At 69.0% G+C, this 7219-nt stretch carries 8 protein-coding genes; 6 read left to right on the top strand and 2 right to left on the bottom strand.

Annotation, left to right across the window (positions count from 1 at the left end; all coding sequences use genetic code 11):
- Both AC1D15_RS12845 and AC1D15_RS12840 read left to right on the top strand, forming a co-directional pair.
- Nucleotides 1–418, top strand: a 418-nt coding sequence (locus AC1D15_RS12845; RefSeq protein WP_477826277.1) for a DUF3108 domain-containing protein, incomplete at its 5' end; no start/stop codon positions are given.
- 56 nt (nt 419–474) lie between these two features.
- A complete protein-coding gene (locus tag AC1D15_RS12840) occupies nt 475–1263 on the top strand; it encodes an enoyl-CoA hydratase (protein WP_477826276.1) in 789 nt (262 codons plus the stop codon).
- A 325-nt stretch (nt 1264–1588) separates the two neighbouring features.
- On the opposite strand, the gene AC1D15_RS12835 is transcribed toward AC1D15_RS12840, so the two are convergent.
- Nucleotides 1589–2287, bottom strand: a complete 699-nt coding sequence (locus AC1D15_RS12835) for a class I SAM-dependent methyltransferase (protein WP_477826275.1) — start codon at nt 2285–2287, stop codon at nt 1589–1591.
- A gap of 35 nt (nt 2288–2322) precedes the next feature.
- The gene (gene lysS, locus AC1D15_RS12830) at nt 2323–3831 is read right to left on the bottom strand and encodes a lysine--tRNA ligase (RefSeq protein ID WP_477826274.1); all 1509 of its coding nucleotides are present in this window, start codon (nt 3829–3831) and stop codon (nt 2323–2325) included.
- Nucleotides 3832–3964: 133 nt separating this feature from the next.
- Here lysS and AC1D15_RS12825 point away from each other — a divergent pair, with 133 nt between their 5' ends.
- From AC1D15_RS12825 to AC1D15_RS12810, 4 genes are all read left to right on the top strand, one after another.
- Nucleotides 3965–5023: a Gfo/Idh/MocA family protein gene (locus AC1D15_RS12825; RefSeq protein ID WP_477826273.1), complete on the top strand. Its 1059-nt coding sequence runs from the start codon at nt 3965–3967 to the stop codon at nt 5021–5023.
- Nucleotides 5024–5033: 10 nt separating this feature from the next.
- Nucleotides 5034–5618, top strand: a complete 585-nt coding sequence (locus tag AC1D15_RS12820) for an acyltransferase (protein WP_047499801.1) — start codon at nt 5034–5036, stop codon at nt 5616–5618.
- On the top strand, nt 5615–6721 hold the full coding sequence (locus AC1D15_RS12815; RefSeq protein ID WP_477826272.1) for a DegT/DnrJ/EryC1/StrS family aminotransferase: 1107 nt from the start codon (nt 5615–5617) through the stop codon (nt 6719–6721). The genes AC1D15_RS12820 and AC1D15_RS12815 overlap by 4 nt, the downstream gene beginning before the upstream one ends.
- Nucleotides 6718–7219: lipopolysaccharide biosynthesis protein (locus AC1D15_RS12810; RefSeq protein WP_477826271.1), on the top strand; the 502-nt coding region annotated here is incomplete at its 3' end. The genes AC1D15_RS12815 and AC1D15_RS12810, both read left to right, overlap by 4 nt.

Raw genomic sequence — 7219 nt, 5'->3', positions numbered from 1 at the left:
GCGCGTGGCGATGCAGCTGCTGCCCGATGCGGTGGTGCTGGCCAACGGGCAGCGGCGCATCCGCTGGCCGGGCGTGCAGGACACCGCGAGCCAGTTCGTGCAGCTGACCTGGCTGTTCACGACGCAGCCGCAGAAGCTGCGCACCGGCGAGAGCGTCGAGATCCCGCTCGCGCTGCCGTTCCGTGTCGAGCCGTGGACGTACGACGTGCTGGAGGAGGAGACGCTGTACACCCCCTTCGGCGAGGTGCAGGCTTTCCGCGTGAAGCCGCGCCGCCAGCCGCGCGGCGGCGACCTGATCCCCGAGATGTGGATTGCGCCGAGCATGCGCTACCTGCCGCTGCGCATCCGCATCCACCAGGACGCCGACACCTGGGTCGACCTGATGATCAAGCGCAAGCCGGAGCTGGCCGCGTCGTGAGCGCGACCTGCCTACACTCGATCCCTGACCCCCCAAGAAACCCGGAAGGAGACCCGATGACCTACGAATGCATCCTCACCGACATCCAGGGCAACGGCCCGCTGCGCATCGGCGTCGTCACGCTGAACCGGCCGAAGCAGCTGAACGCGCTGAACGACATGCTGATGGACGAGCTGGGCGCGGCGCTGAAGGCCTTCGATGCCGACGAGACGATCGGCTGCATGGTGGTCACCGGCAGCGAGAAGGCGTTCGCGGCCGGCGCCGATATCGGTGCGATGGCGGGCTGGAACTTCATGGACGTCTACAAGAGCGACTACATCACGCGCAACTGGGAGACCATCCGCAGCGTGCGCAAGCCGGTGATCGCCGGGGTGAGCGGCTTCGCGCTGGGTGGCGGCTGCGAGCTCGCGATGATGTGCGACATCATCATCGCKGCCGACAMCGCRAAGTTCGGCCARCCYGARATCAAGCTSGGCATCATCCCCGGYGCYGGCGGCACRCAGCGSCTGCCSCGYGCSGTSGGCAAGGCSAARGCSATGGACMTGGYGCTGACGGGCCGCATGATGGATGCGGCCGAGGCCGAACGCTCGGGCCTGGTGTCGCGCGTGGTGCCGGCGGCCGAGCTGCTGGGCGTGACGCTGGCGGCGGCGCAGGCGATCTGCGAGTACGGCGGGCCGAGCGTGATGATGGCCAAGGAGGCGCTGAACCGCGCCTACGAGGGGCCGCTCGCGGAGGGCATCCAGTTCGAGCGCCGCATGTTCCATGCGCTGTTCGCGACCGAGGACCAGAAGGAAGGGATGGATGCGTTCGTCAACAAGCGCAAGGCGAATTTCAAGCACCGGTAGTTTGGGCGCGGAAGGCGGGTGCGGGGAGGCTGTGGTGCGCCGTCGGGTGCGGTCTTCGCCCCTCTCGGGGCGAAGACTCCCCTGCGCTGACTGGTTTCATGGCCCGTCGCCCAAACTCCCGCCACTCACTTCGTTCGTTGTGGTCAAACAGTGGGCGACAGTCAGTTCACGATCGCGCTTCGCGCGGGGCCATGAAACCAGCCAGCTCCGGCGCCCCCTCCTTATTGGCGCACCACAGCCTCCCCGCACCCGCCTTCTGCCACCGCCCTGCCTTGTGTGGGATGACAAGCGAACAAGTGGGGGTTGGGTTCCGGGCTGCACCCGGTCAGTGGTTGCTGTAGACCAGCAGCCGGCCCTTGTACGCCGCGTGGGTGGCATCCGCCACCTGCTGCAGCCGTTCCTCCTGCAGCGAGAACCCCATCCCCGCCATCTGGCGCGTGAAGGCTGCGCGGTTGCCGCGGTTCGGGTCGACGATCCAGACCTCGGCGCGCGCGCCGACGTGGCGGCCGATGAAGCCGGCCAGCAGGCCGCCGTCGTCGCGCTCGTAGAGGATGTCGCTGCCGATCACCAGGTCGAAGCGGCCGCTGATCGTCTGCTCGTCCTGCGGCACCGGCGGCAGCAGGTCGTCGGCGGATTCGGACCACTGCCCGTGCCGGTAGGCCATCGGCAGCAGGCCATTGAGCCGCAGGTTCTCGGCGAGGAAGCCGGCGGTGAGCGGATGGCAGTCGCTCGCGGTCACGTCGCTGCCGCGGCGGTGGCTGACCAGGCTCGCGAGCGCGAGGCCGCAGCCGATCTCGAGGATGCGCTCCTGCGGCACCATCGCACGCACCGCCATGCGCGCGGCAAGCTGCAGGCCCGACGGCCACAGCAGCCCGAACAGCGGCCAGGCCGCCGACGAGATGCCCTGCTGGAGCGCGAGGTGGTGGGGGTCGGAGAACTGCTGGCGGTCCAGCAACGAGCGAATCTGCAGGTCGGCAACGCCGTCGATGGCGATGTGCTCGTGTTTGACCAGATATCCAGGCATCGCGCAGTGTAGGCGCGATGCCTGGGACGCGCTTGTCAGCCCTCTTTCCGCAGCGACGGGAACAGGATCACGTCGCGGATGCTCGGGCTGTCGGTGATCAGCATCATCAGCCGGTCGATGCCGATGCCGCAGCCGCCGGTCGGCGGCATGCCGTACTCGAGTGCGCGGATGAAGTCGGCGTCGTAGAACATCGCCTCCTCGTCGCCGGCATCCTTGTTGGCCGCCTGCGCATGGAAGCGCGCCGCCTGGTCCTCGGCGTCGTTCAGCTCCGAGAAGCCGTTCGCGTACTCGCGGCCGGTCATGAAGAGCTCGAAGCGCTCGGTGATGCCGGGGTTGGCATCCGACGCACGCGCCAGCGGCGACACCTCGACCGGGTAGTCGATGATGAAGGTCGGGTGCCACAGCTTCTCCTCGACCACGGCCTCGAACAGCCCGAACTGCAGCTCCGGCAGCTTCCAGTGCGCCGGCGCTTCCTCGCCCGCCGCCTTCAGCTTCGCGCGCAGCACCTCGGCGTCGCCGGCCTCGGCCTCGCTCAGCCCGGCGTGCACCACCAGCGAATCGCGCACCGACAGGCGCGTGAACGGCTTGTCCAGGTCGACCGGCTTGCCGGCGTAGGTGATGCTGGCCGAGCCGGTGGCCTGCCGCGCCGCATGGCGCAGCACCTGCTCGGTGAAGTCCATCACGTCGTGGTGGTTCCACCAGGCCGCGTAGAACTCCATCATCGTGAACTCGGGGTTGTGCCGCACCGAGATGCCTTCGTTGCGGAAGTTGCGGTTCACCTCGAACACCCGCTCGAAGCCGCCGACGATCAGCCGCTTCAGGTACAGCTCGGGCGCGATGCGCAGGAACATCTGCTGGTCGAGCGCGTTGTGGTGCGTGGTGAACGGCTTGGCGTTCGCACCGCCCGGGATCGGGTGCAGCATCGGCGTCTCGACCTCCATGAAGCCGTGCTCGATCATGTAGTGCCGGATCGAGCCCAGCGCCTTGCTGCGGGCGACGAAGCGCGCACGCGCCTCCTCGTCGGTGATCAGGTCGACATAGCGCTGGCGGTACTTCTGCTCCTGGTCGGCCATGCCGTGGAACTTGTCCGGCAGCGGCCGCAGGCTCTTGGTCAGCAGGCGCAGCGTGGTCACGCGCACCGACAGCTCGCCGGTCTTGGTGCGGAACAGCGTGCCCTCGGCACCGAGGATGTCGCCCAGGTCCCAGTGCTTGAACGCGGCGTACACCTCGTCGCCCAGCGCGTCCTTCGTGACGAACAGCTGCAGGCGGCCGGTCGAGTCCTGCAAGGTCGCGAAGCTCGCCTTGCCCATCATCCGCTTGAGCATCATCCGCCCGCCCAGGCTCACGACGATGCCCTGCGGCTCCAGCTCCTCGTTCGGGATCTCGCCGTACTTGCGGACCAGGTCGAGCGCATGGTGCTTCGGCTTGAAGTCGTTCGGGAATGCGACGCGGCCCTGCTGGCGGATCGCGGACAGCTTCTCGCGGCGTTCGGCGATCAGCTTGTTTTCGTCTTCGGGCGGCTGGGGAGGAGGGGTATGGGTCATGTGGGGCTCGGAAAATGCGCCGCAATTTTAGGCGGGCCGCCCGGGATTCCCCGGCCCGGGTCGTCCAGGCCGAATAAAATCGCCCGTTTGCCTCGCGGGTGCCCCGCGTAGCGCCTGCCTTTCGAGAGCCCCCATGCCGACTCCCTCCATCATCCGTGACCGCAAGCTGCGCCTGGCGCTGGTGGGCTGCGGCCGCATCGCGCAGAACCACATCGCGGCGCTGAAGCAGCATGCCGACCGGGCCGAATGGGTCGCGGTCTGCGACAACCAGCCCGAACTGCTGGCCAAGGCCGTCGAGCTGACCGGCGCCCCGGGTTTCGCATCGCTCGATGCCTTGCTGGCGGGCAGTGACGCCGATCTCGTCGTGCTGGCCACGCCGAGCGGGCTGCACCCGCGCCAGGCGATCAAGGTCGCGCAGGCCGGCCGCCATGTGCTCAGCGAGAAGCCGATGGCCACCAAGTGGGACGAGGGTGTCGCGATGGTGCGGGCCTGCCGCGATGCCGGCGTCAAGCTGTTCGTCGTCAAGCAGAACCGGCTGAACGCCACGCTGCAGCTCGTCAAGCGCGCGGTCGACCAGGGCCGCTTCGGCAAGCTGGCGATGGTGGCGGTCAACGTGTTCTGGACCCGCCCGCAGGCCTACTACGACGCGGCGCCGTGGCGTGGCCGCTGGGACATGGACGGCGGCGCCTTCATGAACCAGGCGAGCCACTATGTCGACATGGTCGACTGGCTGGTCGGCCCGGTCGACAACGTGCACGCCTACACCGCGACGCTGTCGCGCAACATCGAGGCCGAGGACACCGGGGTGATGAGCCTGCGGCTGCGCAACGGCGCGCTGGCCTCGATCAACGTGACGATGCTGACGCACAACAAGAACTTCGAGGGCAGCATCACGATCCTCGGCGAGCGCGGCACGGTGCGCGTCGGCGGCGTCGCGGTCAACAAGATCGAGCACTGGGAGTTCGACACGCCGCACGAGGACGATGCCAAGGTCGCCGACGCGAGCTATGGCGTCAGCTCGGTCTACGGCCCCGGCCACCCGCTCTACTACGACAACGTGATCAAGACGCTGCGCGGCGAGGCGCATGCCGAGGTCGATGGCTACGAAGGCCTGCGCTCGCTCGAGGTGCTGATCGCCGGCTACCGCTCGGCACGCGACGGCGTGCGCGTCGGCCTGCCCTTGGTTTTTTGAACGGGACATTCTGATGATCCACGCCTCCGCCATCGTCGACGAAGGCGCGCAGCTCGGCGCCGGCACCCGGGTCTGGCATTTCGCGCATGTGTGCGCCGGCGCCCGCATCGGCGACGGCTGCTCGCTCGGGCAGGGTGTCTACGTCGGCAACGACGTCAACATCGGCCACAACGTGAAGATCCAGAACAACGTGTCGGTCTACGACGCGGTGACGCTCGAGGACGACGTGTTCTGCGGCCCGAGCATGGTCTTCACGAACGTCTACAACCCGCGCTCGGCCGTCACCCGCAAGAACGAGTACCGCCGCACGCTGGTGCGCCGCGGCGCGACGCTGGGCGCCAACTGCACGATCGTCTGCGGGCACACGGTCGGCCGCTATGCCTTCGTCGGTGCCGGTGCCGTCATCAACCGCGACGTGCCGGATTTCGCGCTGATGGTCGGCGTGCCGGCCCGCCAGGCCGGGTGGATGAGCCGGCACGGCGAGCGGCTCGAGCTGCCGCTCACCGGCGACGGCGAGGCCGCCTGCCCGGCGACCGGCGAGCGCTACGTGCTGCGCAATTCGGTGTGCCAACCTGCAGAGGAAGTATCCGCATGAGCTCGAAGCTCGAATTCGTCGACCTGAAGACGCAGTACGCCGCGCTGAAGGGCAGCATTGCCGAGCGCATGCAGCGCGTGCTCGACCACGGCCAGTACATCATGGGCCCGGAGGTCAAGGAGCTCGAGGTGCAGCTCGCCGCGTACACCGGCGCGCGCCACTGCATCACGGTCGCGAGCGGCACCGAGGCGCTGCTGATCGCGCTGATGGCGCTCGACCTGAAGCCCGGCGACGAGGTCGTCACGACGCCGTTCACCTTCGCCGCCACCGCCGAGATGATCGTGCTGCTGGGCGGCGTGCCGGTGTTCGCCGACATCGAACCCGACACCTGCAACATCGACGCCGCGCTGATCGAGGCGCGGATCACGCCGCGCACGCGGGCCATCATGCCGGTGAGCCTGTACGGCCAGGCCGCCGACATGGACGCGATCAACGCGATCGCGCAGCGCCACGGGCTGCCGGTGATCGAGGATGCGGCGCAGAGCTTCGGGGCGGACTACGCAGGCCTGGATGACGTCAAGCGCAAGAGCTGCAACCTGAGCACCTTCGGCTGCACCAGCTTCTTCCCGAGCAAGCCGCTCGGCTGCTACGGCGACGGCGGCGCGATCTTCACCAGCGACGACCGCCTCGCGCAGGCCTGCCGCGAGATCCGCGTGCACGGCCAGAGCGCGCGCTACACGCACACCCGCGTCGGTGTCGGCGGGCGCATGGACACGCTGCAGTGCGCGATCGTGCTGGCCAAGCTCGAGCGCTTCGAATGGGAAGTGCAGCAGCGCCTGGCGATCGGCGCGCGCTACAACGAGATGCTGGCCGGCAAGCTGCCGGTGGTGGCACAGCGCGCCGGCCGCACCAGCGTGTTCGCGCAGTACACGGTGTTCGTCGAGGACCGCGCCGCGGTGCAGGCGAAGCTGACGGCGCAGGGCATCCCGACCGCCGTGCACTACCCGCTGCCGATCAACCAGCAACCGGCCTACCGCGCCTGGCAGGTGCCGGGCGGCACGCCGCACGCCGAACGCGCCGCCGCGCGCGTGATGAGCCTGCCGATGAGCGCCGACCTGACCCCCGCCGACCAGGAGCGGGTGGTGCACGCCTTGCTCGCATGACGACAGCGGGCGCGGCCGGCGCAGGCTCGGCGCGGCATGTGCTGACGCTGCTGACGGGCACCGGCCTGGCACAGCTGATCGCGCTCGCCGCGAGCCCGCTGCTGTCGCGCCTGTTCGCGCCGGAAGACTTCGGCGTGTTCGCGCTGTTCCAGAGCGTGGTCGCGCTGCTGGCGATCCTCGCGACCGGCCGCTACGAGCTGGCCATCGTGCTGCCGGAGTCGGACGACGACGGCTGGCAACTGCTGCTGCTCGCGCTGGCGATCACGCTCGCGGTGACCGGGCTGTCGTTGCTCGTTGTTGCGCTCGGTGGCGGATGGATCGCGCAAGCCTCCGGTCACGCCGCGCTCGCGCCGTGGCTCTACCTGCTGCCGCTGAGCGTCGCGCTGACCGCCGTCGTCAACACGCTGGGCTGCTGGTCGAACCGCCGCCGGCAGTACACGCAACTGGCCGGCAACCGCGTCGTGCAAAGCGCGGGCGGCGTCGCGGCCACGGTCGGAC

The sequence above is a fragment of the Rhizobacter sp. P2_H2 genome (assembly GCF_056403375.1).
This window is presented reverse-complemented; position numbering and strand designations above follow the sequence as displayed.